Here is a 14,546-nt window from a genome sequence, read left to right on the forward strand (position 1 = left end):
TAAATCTATATTTTGATGGCAAACAATTTTTTGAGTGTTTTTATTAATTTAATAGGAAAAATACAATAAGCGTTAATTAATGCTTATTATTAAAAATATGCAAATTATTGTTTTTATGCTTTTAGTTGTTAGTACAGCTATTTTGTATTGATAGTGAGCTCTTAAGATCATTAACAATAAACCCTAGAGTATTAAATTATTGCTTCATAACGAGATTGAAGAATTGATTTGATAGGCGCATAGATAATCAGTAAAAACCAATCAGTATAGATTAAATAAAGAGTCGCTTTACGAGGGGGTAAAAAGTGTATTGTGAACTTTAGCTTACAAGGTAAAAAGCTAAAAAAGCTGCACAAGTGAAATGTTATTATTTATCAGTGGTTTAGGTTGTTTTTGTGAAGGGTGTTTTTGGTGGGTGAATTTGTACACCAAAAAGCTTTAATTTTTACCATTAGCTGTACTGGTGGTGAGGGAAATGAAGCCCTGATGCGATGATGACATTAAGGGCTTTGAATTAGTGTGTTGTTAGTTATTCTTTGGCAGGTGTTGTTGGTTGAGTTCTACCCATGCAGCCATAAAGCAAATTACAAACGATTGAATATAGCCACGTAAATCAACCTCACCTTGCACGAGTACATCATCAGCATTTGGCTCCATATTAAATGAGACTTTACTTTCTTTGATGCTAAAGAATACTCGGCCAATCAAGACAAAGTTATCGCCATTATCATCTGGGTTATACACCATGCCTGCGCCAATTTGATCATGCTCAGTAATTTGTAATGCACTGAATGCTAATTTTTCTGCGCCTTCAAAACCAAATCCAGCATAACGCTTACCTTGCTCTGGTTGTTGCAGTAATTGTGAAATTAACTGGGTGTAGGTTGTCAATGCTTCACTAGGGATCTCGTTAGTATTTACCTGACCCATACTAAATGGTTTATCGTCTTCTATCATTTCAACGGCATAGCTAAAATCAGTCATTGCTAATCCTTGTTAAGTTTTGTCAGCATTATAATGTTTATACGTTAGCGTAATTTGCTGCTCGTCGGTAGTATTAATCGATGTCTTAATGGCTGAGTGTTTTAAAGCTCACATTTATTATCAATAACCTCCTCTTTTGAAGAAGGGTAGGCATATTTTTGAATAAAATTGCGAACTATTAGTATTTATAGCACTGCAAACCCAAAGCTTTAGTTCGTCATGAAAAAAGCTCAAAAAGCTGCACAATTATTTATCTTTAAATATCAATTAGTTATATTCAGTGTTTGGTGGTGTTGATAGTGTGCTTGTTTTGCGCACCTTTTTGCTGTTTTTACTATAAAAAGATGAACAATATTGACTGGTAATAAAAAAGCAGCCTTCTGTGGCTGCTTGTTAATAATAGCATCATACTCGTTTATTGGTTTTTTAGATGGCGATGGCTTTTGCCTACATTTTTTTCAATATAATCAATGATCATGCCTGCGATATCCTTGCCTGTTGCTGCTTCTATACCTTCTAGACCGGGAGAGGAGTTTACTTCCATGATCAGTGGTCCGCGTTTAGAGCGTAATAAATCAACACCTGCAACACTGAGTCCCATTGCTTTGGCTGCTGCAATCGCTGTTTTACGTTCTTCTGGTGTAATACGAATTAATGAAGCACTACCACCGCGGTGTAAGTTAGAGCGGAATTCCCCTTCTGCAGCTTGGCGTTTCATTGAGGCGATAACTTTATCACCAATTACAAAACAACGAATATCTGCTCCGCCAGCTTCCTCTATATATTCTTGCACCATGATATGAGCTTTAAGCCCCATAAATGCTTCGATAACACTTTCTGCCGCTTTTTGAGTTTCTGCAAGTACAACGCCAATACCTTGCGTGCCTTCTAACAGCTTTATTACCAATGGTGCGCCGCCGACCATTTTAATTAGATCTAATACATCATCAGGTTTACTGGCAAAACCTGTTATTGGCATACCAACCCCTTCGCGGCTCAGTAACTGTAATGAGCGTAGCTTATCGCGAGAGCGTGAGATCGCTATAGATTGATTCACAGAGAAAACATTCATCATTTCAAATTGGCGTAATACGGCACAACCATAGAAAGTAATGTCTGATCCTATACGTGGAATGATGGCATCAAAGCCAATAAGATCAGTACCTTCAAAATGAATAGAAGGTTGTACTGAGTTTATATTCATGTAACAGCGAAGGGCATTGATAATAACCGCTTCATGACCACGTTGATGACAAGCCTCAAGCAGGCGACGGGTTGAATATAAGTTTGCGTCCTGTGACAAAATGCCAATTTTCATTACGGTACTCATGTTAGGGATCGAGTTGGCAGCAGTAGTGACGTTTGGCGAACGCCGATACGAAAAAGGACTGCTGTATGAGGCGCGACTATGCACGTAAACGCTAGAAAAATCGAGATCTGCCACGATGATTTTTTTTAATGGTGAGTAACAACAATACTGCTATAAATTAAAAGTAACATTATGTTCCATTAGCTCTTTAGTTATATAACAGTAAAAGCTGTACGAGCTGTACATTCATTTTAAAACAATGACTTAATTGCAATAATTGATTGGCCCATGATAGGCTTAAAAGTTAGTGTATGTTTTAGGTGTTTTTTTGTTGAAAAGCTGTACGTGAGGTTTTTCTGTTTTTATAACAAAGCCTTACTGGCTCGTGATAACGAGTCAGTATGGTTGTGTGGTGTAGCAACTGGGAATGCGATCGTTAAAATAAAGCTATAAACGTTATTCAAGGTGCAGATCGAGCGGTGTTTTGCTACTTCTACCACCTATTTCACGGGCTAATGTTGGCACAAGGTAGCCTGAAACATTACTAATGACGCCAGCCATTAATGTGCGCGCTTGTTGATCATCAACAAAGAAATGTGCCGCCCCTTGAACGTGATCAAGTACGTGTAAGTAATAAGGCAAGATCCCTGCATCAAAGAGTGCCTCACTGAGCTCTGTAAGCGCTGTGACGGAGTCATTAACTCCTTTAAGGAGCACGCTTTGGTTTAATAATGTGACCTTAGCTAGCTTGAGTTGAGTCATCGCAGTGGTTAATGCTGCATTGATTTCATTAGCATGGTTAATATGGGTCACCATGATAATTTGTAAGCGACTATTGGCAAATAATTCACATAGCGTTGGTGTAATACGATTTGGAATCACAACCGGTAAGCGGCTATGGATTCGTAATCGTTTAATGTGAGGGATCGCAGCAATATGTTCCAGTAGCCATACCAGCTCGTGATCTTTGGCCATTAAAGGATCACCACCGGATAAAATAACTTCGCTAATCTGTGGTTGGGTCGCAATGTAATCAAGACCCTGTTGCCATACCACTTTATTGCCTTTGTTATCTTGGTAAGGGAAATGACGCCGAAAACAGTAACGGCAATTGACCGCACAGCCGCCTTTAACGATCATTAATACGCGGTTGTGGTACTTGTGTAACAGCCCAGGAATAGGGTTATCTTGTTCATCAAGAGGATCGGTTGAATAGCCTTGGTGAACCTCGAATTCTTGCTCTAGTGGCAGGACTTGGCGCAACAATGGATCGTATGGGTTGCCAACTTCCATTCTTTCGACAAAACTTACAGGAACGCGAAGCGCAAATAGTTTTTTAGCGGTGAGGCCTTTTTGCCAAGGTGTTGGATCAATTTTAAGCATATTAAGCAGCTTTAACGGATCAGATATCGCATTAGCTAGATCATTCAGCCAGTTTTGCTCAACAGATGGCACGTTTCGGGGTATGATATGCGACATTAAATACAACTCGAAGATGTTAAGAGGATTAGAATGGCGTCTTTCAGCACCAATGAATTCCGCAGCGGAATGAAAATTATGCTTGATAATGAACCATGTGTCATTATCGAAAACGAATTTGTTAAACCTGGTAAAGGTCAAGCGTTCAACCGTGTTCGTATCCGTAAACTTATTTCAGGTAAAGTTCTTGAAAAAACGTTTAAATCAGGTGAATCAGTTGAAGCTGCGGATGTAATCGATACTGAACTTGATTACCTATACAACGACGGTGAATTTTACCATTTCATGAACAATGAAACCTTTGAGCAAATCGCAGCAGACGTTAAAGCTGTTGGTGATAATGCTAAATGGTTAGTAGAAAACGATGCGTGTACGCTAACGCTTTGGAACGGTAACCCTATCGTTGTTACGCCTCAAAACTTTGTTGAGCTTGAAGTAACAGAGACTGATCCTGGTCTTAAGGGCGACACACAAGGTACTGGTGGTAAGCCTGCAACACTAACTACAGGTGCTGTAGTGCGTGTTCCTTTATTCATCGCAATTGGCGAAGTTATCAAAGTTGATACTCGTTCAGGTGAATACGTAAGCCGTGTGAAGTAATATCATATAAGCTTTAAAAAGGTCGCTTAGGCGGCCTTTTTTGTTGGTTAAAATTTATCGAGACTGATCGCTGATTAAATTACAGCCATAAAAAAAGCACCGCGAAGAGCAGTGCTTGTTTAGATTGCGATTACATGAAAATTAAATCATGAACACAAAGATAATCGATAGTGCAGTTACTAAGAACGCCGCAGCATAGCAGGCAATTTTACCTGCAACACCGGTGTGGAACTTAAGATCATGCATACCATGGTGTAGACGGTGCATACCATGCCACATTGGGAGTGATAACGTTGCAATCACAAATAAGGCACCAATAAAGCTCGTCGCAAAATCTGCTACACGCTCATAGCTAACGGCGTCTGGGCTAATAATACCGAGTGGTACCATAATACCTAGAACTAAAATAGTAACCGGAGAGATCATTGCAAACCATGTACCACCGGCACCAAATAAACTCCACCATACTGGCTCATCGGAACGTTTTGGATGTAAATTAATCACGAGCAGCTCCTTAAACTAGCGCTAAAACAATGGCAGTGATAACAGCAACAACAGCCCACTGTGCAAGAACGATAATCTTCTTATCTAATTTCTTGCCCTTGATGCGAATTGGCACCACTTGCGGCATCATGCTAAAGAAAGTTTGCGCATGGAATAAACTACCCGCTAACGCAATAATATTTAGAATAATAACAATTGGATTAGCCATAAAGTCTAACCAACCTTGCCATGCTTCAGGGCCTTTTACTAAACAGCCTAAGCCAAAAGTTAAGCAGATAGTAAAGAAAATTAGCGGTAATACAGTAGCTTCACGCAGCATGTAAAAACGATAGAAAGAACTGTCTTTCCACCATGTACGCGTCATTTCACGAACGTAAGGTTTACGGTTGCTCATCCTTATGCCTCCTGAGGCTTCAACATTGCAATAACGAAATCTTTAGATGATTCCACTTTGCCTTGGTTTACAGCTGCGGCTGGATCAACGCTCTTTGGACAGACTTCTGAGCAGTAACCCACAAATGTACAGCCCCATGCACCATTTTCACTGTTGATTAATGCCATACGCTCATGTTGACCATGATCACGGCTATCAAGGTTGTAACGGTGTGCCAGTGTTAGTGCCGCAGGACCGATAAATTCAGGGTTTAAACCGAATTGCGGACACGCTGCGTAGCAAAGACCACAGTTAATACAGCCAGCAAATTGCTTGTATTTTGCCATTTGCTCTGGTGTTTGTAGGTTAGTACCATCTTCTGGCTTACGATCGTTACCGATAATGTATGGCTTGATTGCTTCAAGACGCTCAATGAACGGCGTCATATCGACAATTAAGTCTTTTTCAATCGCAAAGTTAGCTAGTGGCTCAATTTTAACGCCATTTGGGTAATCACGAAGGAAGCTCTTACAAGCTAACTTAGGCACACCATTGACCATCATGCCGCATGAACCACAGATTGCCATACGGCAAGACCAGCGGTAGCTTAGGTGCTTATCAAGGTGATCTTTGATGTAACCTAATGCATCAAGCACTGACATGGTTTCATTGAATGGTACTTCAAATGTTTGTAAATACGGTTCCGCATCTGTCGCTGGGTCATAACGCAGAATTTCAACTTTTTGAATGCGATTGTCTGACATTATGCCTTTTCCTCTTGTTTTACTTCAGCAGCTTCCGCGGCAGCGGCTTCTTCAGCTGCAGCACCGTATAAACGTGCTTTTGGCTGTGATTTAGTAATAGTTACATCGCTGTAATCGATGCGTGGTGCAGCACCGTCGTTGTAGAATGCTAAACTGTGCTTAAGGAAGTTAACATCATCACGTTCAGTACAGTTATCATCTAGGCGTTGGTGTGCACCACGAGATTCTGTGCGTAAAATTGCAGAGTGCGCCATTGCTTCAGCAACATCTAAACCGTAACCAACTTCAATCGCATACAGTAGATCAGTGTTAAAGACTTTGCCTTTATCTTGAATACTAATATGTTTGAAACGTTGCTTTAGTTCAGCAAGCTTATCAATTGTCGCTTGCATTAAATCGTGTTGACGATAGATACCACAACCCGCTTCCATGGTATGACCCATTTCGGTACGGATTTGGGCCCAGTTCTCGTCGCCTTCTTGTGCCATTAGGGCATCAATTCGCGCTTGTACTGCATCAATTTGAGTCTTGATCGATGCATCATTCCAGCCTTGGAATGCTTCAGCACGTTTAACGGCGTGTTCACCTGCAACACGACCAAATACTACAAACTCAGCCAGTGAGTTTGAACCTAAACGGTTTGCACCGTGCAGGCCAACAGAAGCACATTCACCAACAGCAAATAGACCCTTAATGCGAGTTTCACATTGACCATTAGTTTCAATACCACCCATGGTGTAGTGTACTGTTGGGCGAATTGGAATCGGCTCTTTAGCGGGATCTACGTTTACATATGCTTTTGCTAGCTCACAGATGAACGGTAGACGCTCATGTAAATATTCTTCACCAAGGTGGCGTAAATCAAGCATTACCACATCACCTAGTGGGTGCTTAATTGTGTTGCCTTTTTGCTGTTCATGCCAGAACGCTTGTGAAACTTTGTCACGAGGACCTAGTTCCATGTATTTATTTTTTGGCTCGCCTACTGGTGTTTCAGGGCCCATGCCATAGTCTTGTAGGTAACGGTAACCGTTTTTATTGACGATAATACCGCCTTCACCACGACAACCTTCGGTCATCAAAATACCAGTACCAGGTAAACCAGTAGGGTGGTATTGAACAAATTCCATGTCACGTAGTGGAATACCATGGCGGAACGCCATTGCCATACCATCGCCAGTCACAATGCCGCCGTTAGTATTGCAGTGGTAAACGCGACCTGCGCCACCTGTTGCTAGAATCACTGATTTGGCTTTAATACAAATCAGTTCACCTTCAGCCATGTGAATCGCAATCAGACCTTGTACTTCGCCGTTCTCAACTAAAAGATCAACCACGAAGTATTCATCGTAACGTTTGATTTGTGAGTATTTGATAGATGTCTGGAATAGGGTGTGTAGCATATGGAAGCCAGTTTTATCTGCCGCAAACCATGTGCGTTCAACTTTCATACCACCAAAACGACGTACGTTTACTTCGCCATTTTCTTTACGGCTCCATGGGCAACCCCATTGTTCCATCTGGATCATTTCACGGGTTGAATTCTCAACGAAATATTCAACCACATCTTGTTCACATAGCCAGTCACCACCACCAACAGTATCGTTGAAGTGATTATCAAAGCTATCTTCGTCTTTGATTACGGCAGCTGATCCACCTTCTGCGGCAACAGTGTGCGAACGCATTGGGTAGACTTTTGAAATAAGTGCAATTTCTAGTTCTGGGTTTGCTTCTGCAGCAGCGATGGCAGAACGTAGGCCTGCACCACCCGCGCCAATTACAGCGATATCTGTGGTAATAGTCTTCACAGCTATCCTCCGAAAGTAAGACGGTAAAAAAATGAAAAGATGCGTCGTGCGCATCTATCCTTGAAATCCTGCGCGTATTTTATGAAACCTCATTAAGATAAAATATGATGTAGACGCGTCTTTTTAACGAAATAATCAAAAAATGTAATCTGATTACAAAAATTGTGATTATTGTCACAAGTTGTCATGTTTTAATGGTGTTAATTAGTTGTTTTGTTTGTGGTGGGTTGTTTGTAGCTTATTAAGGTCGTGTTACATGGGTGAGTTGTAACACATTGTTGTTAAAGATTTAATAAGCTATTCGATGCATCTTTATGAGTGGGTTTGTGATATTTTTTGATGTCTTTGTGTCGCTTTTGTTATTTTTTGTGGGTTTATTTGTTGTGGGTATCGTTGTTAAGCACTGAGATTATGGATGTTATTTTGTTAATGTTATTCATTTTTGTTCATAATTTTAAGGTTATTGTTGGGGAACTATAAATATACTCTGCTCAACATTTGGTTAGGGGGACGGTTTTGCTAGAATGATAACTTAATTTCCTTTCATGTAAGAAGAAACTGTTATGTCTCAGCCTTGGCAGCCTACAGCTGATATTACTCAACTTAAACAACGTGCTGTTTTACTTGCAACAATTCGTCAGTTCTTTGCTGATCGTGATGTTATTGAAGTGGACACGCCAGCCATGAGTCAGGCAACAGTGACAGATGTGCATTTACATGCATTTAAAACCCAGTTTGTCGGTCCAGGCTACGCTAACGGACAAACATTATATTTAATGACTAGCCCTGAATTTCATATGAAGCGGTTATTGGCTGCAGGTAGTGGGGCTATTTATCAGATCTGTAAATCATTTAGAAATGAAGAGTCGGGACGTTATCATAATCCTGAGTTTACAATGTTGGAATGGTATCGACCAGGGTTTGACCATCATCAGCTAATGGCTGAAATGGATGCGTTATTACAGCAAGTATTAGGTTGTGGTACAGCTGAGAAAATGACGTATCAACAAGCATTTATTGATGTATTAGCTGTATGTCCATTAGAAAGTTCGATGACTGAATTAAAAGCGGCGGCAGCTCGGTTAGGATTGGCAGATATTGCTGAGTCAGAGCAAGATCGCGATACCTTATTACAATTGCTATTTAGTGTCGGTGTTGAAGCTAAAATTGGTCAAACAGTCCCTGCGTTTGTGTATGACTTTCCTGCGTCACAAGCAGCTCTGGCTCAAATAAACCCAACTGATCCACGTGTTGCTGAGCGCTTTGAAGTGTATTTTAAAGGGATTGAACTTGCGAATGGTTTTCATGAGCTCGCTAACGGGGATGAGCAATTGCAACGTTTTGAGGATGATAACCACAAGCGCATCAGTATGGGATTACAACCACAACCTATTGACATGCATCTTGTTGAAGCATTACGGGCTGGATTTCCAGATTGTGCTGGGGTCGCATTAGGAATTGATCGCGTGATTATGTTGGCATTAGAGCGCGATCATATTGATCAAGTCACCGCTTTCCCAATTGAAATAGCATAATATTTTGTATGACACCATGATGTAAAAAAGCACGGTTATAATGACCGTGCTTTTTTATTATCAGATTATGGTTATGCGCCCGTTGTTGTTAGTGATGATATATCAGTAACCGTATACGGAGGGAACGCGCAATAACCGTAAATGATATTGGTTGTGCACCATGATTGAGTTAAACGGCAAGTAGGATTTCAAGGCGTTTAAACCGTGAAAAAAGTGTAGCCTGACTCATTCATTAATGCAACTGATTATCATTTGTGATTATGATTAATCAATCACAATTCGTGCATTTAACGGTTGTAATGGACGATTATTATCACCCATCATTTGGTTTAATTGCTCTATTTGAGCTGCAGAACTTGTAAGATGGCTTTGCATCACATACCAACGTACACCCTCTGTACATGGTGGTGTGGTTAATGAACCATTGTAACGGAAATATTGACGTTCACGTGGCAGGAGCGCGCTTGGGGTTAAATCGTCATTAAAATCAATGGTTTCACCTTTTGTTGGGATTTTTTTCAATAAGGTGGTTAATTCATTATTCGCCCGTGGACCATTTTCAAACATTACCGCTATCACAGCAATATGGCCATTTGCATCAACGTTTACGAAATGCGCTTCTAATGGGTATTGCTTGCCGTCAATATAGTTTTCAGATGGAGTGTGGAAATGGAATTGTTTTAGTGTGTAAGTATCGCCATCGATAATGAGTTTATTATCACCGCTAACATTGGCTGAGATAGTATGACCGTTATTAGTCAGACTGGTGATTTTACCTTCATAATCGATCTGTAACGGTTGGGTTTGCGCTTGAATAGGCGACTTGATATCGATTGGGCTCTGATTTTCACCACCACAAGCAGGGTAACTATCAACCCAATGCTCAGTACCTTGTTGATCGCCGTATCCCCATGCCGCATTGGCGTGTGCAGAAAGAGAAAAGCAACTTGCTAAAGCGAGCACTAATACTGATATCGTATTTTTTTTCATTATGATTACCTATAAGTGATAATTATCCCGCGCTAATAATAGCACTTAATACGTGAGATAAAATGCTAACGTTAGCATAGTAATCGTTTGATTTGTTATTGAAAATACGATTAAGGAATAACAAAGATTAGTCGCAGTAATAGTGAATGGGACAAGGAAGAGTAATGAATACCAGCAGGGAGTTAATAAAAAGACGATATGTTTATAAATCAGCGTTAGCAACACGGAGCAATTGCTGCTCCGCGTAAGTATTATTAAACGATTTTATTTAATTAAACTTTCAGCATAAGGTTGTCCCATGCGCGTCACTTGACGTGGTTGCATGCTTTCGACAAAGCGAATGCTATTTTTAGGGAACAAGTTAATTACCGTAGAGCCGAGCTTGAAACGACCCATCTCTTGCCCTTTCTTTAGGCTGATAGCATCTTCACCCGTAGTCGAGTAATTCCAGCGACGGACCTCTGGACCTGTAGGTGGTGTTACTGTTCCTGCCCATACTGTTTCAATGCTACCGACAATGGTGGCACCAACTAATACTTGAGCTAATGGCCCAAACTCTGTTTCAAAGATACATACAACACGTTCATTACGCGCAAATAAGTTGGGTACATTTTCTGCGGTGAGTGGATTAACAGAGAAAAGATCACCAGGAATATAAATCATTTGGCGTAGTACACCATCACATGGCATGTGAACACGGTGGTAGTCACTTGGCGACAGGTATAATGTTGCAAACTCCCCGCCCATAAACTCATCCGCTAAATCGCTATCGCCACCTAATAACTCACAAGCATTAAAATAGTGGCCTTTAGCTTGGAATAGACGTCCTGCTTTAATTGGACCGAATTGGCTTACACAAGCATCTGCTGGATGACTAATGATGTGTTGTTCATTATTGATGGGGCGAGCGCCTTCTACCAATTCACGCACAAAAAAAGCATTAAAAGTAGGGTAGGCTGCAGGATCAGGATTCCGCGCTTCTGCCATATTGACGTTATATTGTTTGATGAACCAGCGAATAATAGTAGTAGTTAGTTTTCCACCTTCATGGGCTGCCAGTTTACCCACTAGACGGGTTAACGCATGCTTTGGCATACAATATTGAAGGCCAATTTTAATCTTATCTAGCACAATCATTCTTCCAGTAAATATTAATTAATCAATAAGTTAGTTATTCTTTGCTTATTTGGAAGAATAACGTCAACCCGTAATAGTACCGAACTATTTAAATAATGTCAGTTATTGTGGTGTTATAGCAGCTGTGGGTAAGTGAAGTTTGTCGGTATTTATTTACATCGTCACAGATAAAAAAATAAGCCTAAGAAAATAGTAAAATTCGCTTAGGCTTGTATTTATTATCAGTTCGGCTTGTTACGTGAAAATTGACGATTTGCCACATTTTCCGACATGCTTTCAATGATTTTATGGTAGCTGTTATAACGTTCACGACTAATATCACCACGTTCAACAGCTTCACGAATGATACAACCAGGATCGTTACCGTGTTTACAGTCACGGAACTTACAGCCACCTAAATATTGACGAAATTCAACAAAAGCTTCGGTAATTTGCTCTGGTTCTAAATGCCACAGACCAAATTCACGTACCCCTGGTGAGTCAATCAAATCACCACCGTCTGCAAAGTGATATAACCTTGCTGCTGTCGTCGTATGTTGACCTAAACCAGAGTTCGTTGAAACATCACCAATATCGGCCTCAACATCGGGCATTAGTGCATTAACCATACTTGATTTACCCACACCTGATTGGCCAGCAAAGATACTAACGTGATCTTTTAAATCAACTTTTAGATCATCAAGACCTTCACCAGTATCGGTACTGACTAAGCGTACGCTGTAACCAATATTTTGGTATTGCGTTAACTTATGTTCAACATCCACCCGTTGTTCTGGTGTCAGTAAGTCAACTTTATTAACCACAATTAATGGCTTAATGCCGATGGTTTCAGCTGCAATAATGTAACGGTCAATAATGTTAAGCGATAGCTCAGGTAGAATTGATGACACAATCACAATTCGATCAACGTTAGCAGCCACCGCTTTTACACCGTCGTAGTAATCAGGACGGGTTAACATTGATTTGCGATCATGCACAGCTTCTACAACACCGGCAATGCCTTGTAAGGCCTCAACGCCAGGACGCCAAACGACACGATCTCCAGAAACAAGGCTCTGAATACTGCGACGTAGGTTACAGCGATGAATAATACCCGTTTGCGGATCTTCAACATCAGCGTGTTGACCGAATCGAGTAATAACCAGCCCTTCGCGAGCATTTTCCAATAAGGCTTCATCCCATTGGACTTCATTTTTAGCGCGATCTAGGCGCTTATTTTGGTTAGAGCGAACACGTCGGCTCTGACCTTGAGTTAATTTTTTCTTTTTTGCCACAAGAATATCGTTCTGTTTGGTTGGCTTTCGGTATTATCATACATGGTTTAGTCACAAAAGAGGCAATATCGAATGACAATCAGCGATCAGAACCTTATTTGGATTGATCTGGAAATGACCGGATTAGATCCAGAAACTCATAAAATCATTGAAATCGCCACAGTTGTAACTGATCCACAGCTTAATGTGTTGGCAGAAGGTCCTGTTCTAGCTATTTATCAGCCAGAAGCTGAATTAGCAAAAATGGATGATTGGTGTACAACCACACACACTAATAGTGGTTTAGTTGAACGTATTCGTCAAAGTACGATCACTGAAGCACAAGCTGTTGCTCAAACTGTGGCTTTTTTAGAGCAGTGGGTGCCTAAAGGTGTATCACCAATTTGTGGTAACAGTATTGGTCAAGATCGTCGTTTCTTATATAAGCACATGCCTGTGCTTGAACAGTATTTCCATTACCGTTATCTTGATGTGAGCACACTTAAAGAATTGACGCGTCGCTGGAAGCCTGAGCTGCTTAATGGCTTTTCTAAACAAGGTAGTCATTTAGCATTGGATGATATTCACGATTCAATTGCTGAGTTACGCTACTATCGTGAGCATATTTTCAATATTTGATGTTAAAATAAGCAGTTAGAAAATAATCTGCGTTTTTTGGTTTAAGAACTATTGCATCCGATAATTTTAGTCGTATAATGCGCAGCCTCGAAAGGAGATAACGAGTTTGTTTTCTTTCGTTGTAAATCGGACGCGGGGTGGAGCAGCTTGGTAGCTCGTCGGGCTCATAACCCGAAGGTCGTTGGTTCAAATCCGGCCCCCGCAACCAAATCTCTTTTTAAGAGATGTGATGCGACACTAGCTCAGCTGGTAGAGCGCAACCTTGCCAAGGTTGAGGTCACGAGTTCGAACCTCGTGTGTCGCTCCAATTTGTAGTTCATGGCGAAAGCGGTGAACGTTAGGTGAAAGACCTAGCTATGCGACACTAGCTCAGCTGGTAGAGCGCAACCTTGCCAAGGTTGAGGTCACGAGTTCGAACCTCGTGTGTCGCTCCAATTTGTAGTTCACGGCGAAAGCGGTGAACGTTAGGTGAAAGACCTAGCTATGCGACACTAGCTCAGCTGGTAGAGCGCAACCTTGCCAAGGTTGAGGTCACGAGTTCGAACCTCGTGTGTCGCTCCAATTTGTAGTTCACGGCGAAAGCGGTGAACGTTAGGTGAAAGACCTAGCTATGCGACACTAGCTCAGCTGGTAGAGCGCAACCTTGCCAAGGTTGAGGTCACGAGTTCGAACCTCGTGTGTCGCTCCAATTTGTAGTTCATGGCGAAAGCGGTGAACGTTAGGTGAAAGACCTAGCTATGCGACACTAGCTCAGCTGGTAGAGCGCAACCTTGCCAAGGTTGAGGTCACGAGTTCGAACCTCGTGTGTCGCTCCAATTTAAATCTTTGCAATGTACACTAGCTCATCTGGTTGTACGCAATATTGCCAAGGTTGAGGTCACGCCTAGTTCCTTGAAGATCGGGAACCTCGTGTGTCGCTCCAAATTATTGTTTATGGCTACGGCGGTAAACGAAAATAGTTGTCACCCAACTTAAACTAGGTGGAAAAATCGGACGCGGGGTGGAGCAGCTTGGTAGCTCGTCGGGCTCATAACCCGAAGGTCGTTGGTTCAAATCCGGCCCCCGCAACCAAATCTCTTTTTAAGAGATGTGATGCGACACTAGCTCAGCTGGTAGAGCGCAACCTTGCCAAGGTTGAGGTCACGAGTTCGAACCTCGTGTGTCGCTCCAA

13 protein-coding genes and 8 tRNA genes are annotated in these 14,546 nt (G+C 41.4%); 11 read left to right on the plus strand and 10 right to left on the minus strand.

What is annotated here, in order from left to right; genetic code table 11:
- Positions 1 to 525: 525 nt before the first annotated feature.
- The 3 genes from PMAL9190_RS15950 to epmB form a co-directional block, all read right to left on the minus strand.
- Positions 526 to 984, minus strand: coding sequence for a molecular chaperone GroEL (locus PMAL9190_RS15950; RefSeq protein WP_087846048.1), 459 nt, complete (start codon positions 982 to 984; stop codon positions 526 to 528).
- A 415-nt stretch (positions 985 to 1,399) separates the two neighbouring features.
- The gene (gene rimK, locus PMAL9190_RS15955) at positions 1,400 to 2,302 is read right to left on the minus strand and encodes a 30S ribosomal protein S6--L-glutamate ligase (protein ID WP_087846049.1); all 903 of its coding nucleotides are present in this window, start codon (positions 2,300 to 2,302) and stop codon (positions 1,400 to 1,402) included.
- A 447-nt stretch (positions 2,303 to 2,749) separates the two neighbouring features.
- Complete coding sequence (gene epmB, locus PMAL9190_RS15960; RefSeq protein WP_087846050.1) at positions 2,750 to 3,772, minus strand: EF-P beta-lysylation protein EpmB; 1,023 nt, start codon at positions 3,770 to 3,772, stop codon at positions 2,750 to 2,752.
- A 33-nt stretch (positions 3,773 to 3,805) separates the two neighbouring features.
- On the opposite strand from epmB, the gene efp reads away from it, so the two are divergent.
- A complete protein-coding gene (gene efp / locus PMAL9190_RS15965) occupies positions 3,806 to 4,372 on the plus strand; it encodes an elongation factor P (RefSeq protein WP_045038111.1) in 567 nt (188 codons plus the stop codon).
- A 141-nt stretch (positions 4,373 to 4,513) separates the two neighbouring features.
- Here efp and frdD read toward each other — a convergent pair whose 3' ends face one another.
- From frdD to frdA, 4 genes are read right to left on the minus strand one after another with little or no spacing between them, the layout of a single operon-like run.
- Complete coding sequence (frdD, locus tag PMAL9190_RS15970; RefSeq protein WP_087846051.1) at positions 4,514 to 4,876, minus strand: fumarate reductase subunit FrdD; 363 nt, start codon at positions 4,874 to 4,876, stop codon at positions 4,514 to 4,516.
- A gap of 10 nt (positions 4,877 to 4,886) precedes the next feature.
- Entirely contained in the window at positions 4,887 to 5,270 is a 384-nt protein-coding gene (gene frdC / locus PMAL9190_RS15975; protein WP_060998676.1) for a fumarate reductase subunit FrdC, read from the minus strand.
- 2 nt (positions 5,271 to 5,272) lie between these two features.
- Positions 5,273 to 6,013 carry a succinate dehydrogenase/fumarate reductase iron-sulfur subunit gene (locus tag PMAL9190_RS15980; RefSeq protein ID WP_060998677.1) on the minus strand — a complete coding sequence of 247 codons (741 nt, stop codon included), beginning with the start codon at positions 6,011 to 6,013 and terminating at the stop codon, positions 5,273 to 5,275.
- Complete coding sequence (gene frdA / locus PMAL9190_RS15985) at positions 6,013 to 7,821, minus strand: fumarate reductase (quinol) flavoprotein subunit (protein WP_087846052.1); 1,809 nt, start codon at positions 7,819 to 7,821, stop codon at positions 6,013 to 6,015. The genes PMAL9190_RS15980 and frdA overlap by 1 nt, the downstream gene beginning before the upstream one ends.
- 563 nt (positions 7,822 to 8,384) lie before the next feature.
- Between frdA and epmA the strand changes: the two genes are divergently transcribed.
- Complete coding sequence (gene epmA, locus PMAL9190_RS15990) at positions 8,385 to 9,356, plus strand: elongation factor P--(R)-beta-lysine ligase (protein ID WP_087846053.1); 972 nt, start codon at positions 8,385 to 8,387, stop codon at positions 9,354 to 9,356.
- 264 nt (positions 9,357 to 9,620) lie between these two features.
- On the opposite strand, the gene PMAL9190_RS15995 is transcribed toward epmA, so the two are convergent.
- From PMAL9190_RS15995 to rsgA, 3 genes are all read right to left on the minus strand, one after another.
- On the minus strand, positions 9,621 to 10,346 hold the full coding sequence (locus PMAL9190_RS15995; protein ID WP_087846054.1) for a carbonic anhydrase: 726 nt from the start codon (positions 10,344 to 10,346) through the stop codon (positions 9,621 to 9,623).
- Positions 10,347 to 10,610: 264 nt separating this feature from the next.
- Positions 10,611 to 11,477 (minus strand): archaetidylserine decarboxylase, encoded by an 867-nt coding sequence (asd, locus tag PMAL9190_RS16000; RefSeq protein ID WP_087846093.1) that lies wholly within the window; start codon positions 11,475 to 11,477, stop codon positions 10,611 to 10,613.
- A gap of 227 nt (positions 11,478 to 11,704) precedes the next feature.
- Positions 11,705 to 12,757, minus strand: coding sequence for a small ribosomal subunit biogenesis GTPase RsgA (gene rsgA / locus PMAL9190_RS16005; RefSeq protein WP_087846055.1), 1,053 nt, complete (start codon positions 12,755 to 12,757; stop codon positions 11,705 to 11,707).
- A gap of 72 nt (positions 12,758 to 12,829) precedes the next feature.
- Between rsgA and orn the strand changes: the two genes are divergently transcribed.
- The 9 genes from orn to PMAL9190_RS16050 all read left to right on the plus strand — a co-directional run bounded on the left by orn (position 12,830) and on the right by PMAL9190_RS16050 (position 14,545).
- Positions 12,830 to 13,375, plus strand: a complete 546-nt coding sequence (gene orn, locus PMAL9190_RS16010) for an oligoribonuclease (RefSeq protein WP_087846056.1) — start codon at positions 12,830 to 12,832, stop codon at positions 13,373 to 13,375.
- Positions 13,376 to 13,506: 131 nt separating this feature from the next.
- Positions 13,507 to 13,583, plus strand: a tRNA-Met gene (locus PMAL9190_RS16015).
- 23 nt (positions 13,584 to 13,606) lie between these two features.
- Positions 13,607 to 13,682 (plus strand) — tRNA-Gly (locus PMAL9190_RS16020).
- 51 nt (positions 13,683 to 13,733) lie between these two features.
- Positions 13,734 to 13,809: transfer RNA gene (locus tag PMAL9190_RS16025), tRNA-Gly, on the plus strand.
- A 51-nt stretch (positions 13,810 to 13,860) separates the two neighbouring features.
- Positions 13,861 to 13,936, plus strand: a tRNA-Gly gene (locus PMAL9190_RS16030).
- A gap of 51 nt (positions 13,937 to 13,987) precedes the next feature.
- Positions 13,988 to 14,063: transfer RNA gene (locus tag PMAL9190_RS16035), tRNA-Gly, on the plus strand.
- Positions 14,064 to 14,114: 51 nt separating this feature from the next.
- Positions 14,115 to 14,190 (plus strand) — tRNA-Gly (locus PMAL9190_RS16040).
- 179 nt (positions 14,191 to 14,369) lie between these two features.
- Positions 14,370 to 14,446: transfer RNA gene (locus PMAL9190_RS16045), tRNA-Met, on the plus strand.
- Positions 14,447 to 14,469: 23 nt separating this feature from the next.
- Positions 14,470 to 14,545, plus strand: a tRNA-Gly gene (locus tag PMAL9190_RS16050).
- The last annotated feature ends 1 nt before the right edge of the window (position 14,546 follow it).

It is taken from the genome of Photobacterium malacitanum, from assembly GCF_900185615.1.
Taxonomy (GTDB): Bacteria; Pseudomonadota; Gammaproteobacteria; order Enterobacterales; family Vibrionaceae; genus Photobacterium; species Photobacterium malacitanum.